This is a genomic window from Neisseria sp. P0021.S007, assembly GCF_051956855.1.
In genome coordinates this window covers 1-435 of record NZ_JBQCXA010001788.1, presented here as the reverse complement: position 1 = coordinate 435, position 435 = coordinate 1, and the positions used below count along the sequence as shown (strand labels likewise).

The 435-nt window shown below is 49.2% G+C and carries 1 protein-coding gene; it reads right to left on the bottom strand.

Annotation, left to right across the window (positions count from 1 at the left end; genetic code table 11):
- A partial coding sequence (trpA, locus tag ACTHUR_RS21465) for a tryptophan synthase subunit alpha (protein ID WP_440400829.1) occupies nt 1-435 on the bottom strand: 435 nt, incomplete at both ends.

Below are 435 nucleotides of genomic sequence, written 5' to 3'. Positions count from 1 at the left end.
CCTTTGAGCGATACATAATACACAAAACCGCCGGCTACTTTGGCAATCGTTTGAATACGCTCCTCAGTCGTTGTTGGCGCAATAAGGAAAATACAATCAATACCGTGCGCTTTCAATGAGTCATGCAGCGGGGTAATGGTTTCTACCGGAGAATCCACAGTCAATACGCCATCCACGCCCGCGTCGGCAGCCGCTTGCGCAAACGCCTGATAGCCCATTTTATGTACATGGTTCAAATAGCCCATCAAGACAACCGGCGTTTTATCATTGGTTTGACTGAACAAACGTACTGTTTCCAATACGTCGTGCAAAGAAACATGATTTGCCAACGCCCTTTCAGCCGCACGTTGAATAGTCGGGCCATCCGCCATCGGGTCAGAAAACGGCACGCCCAGTTCCAAAACATCAGCACCATTAGCCACCAGGCTATACATC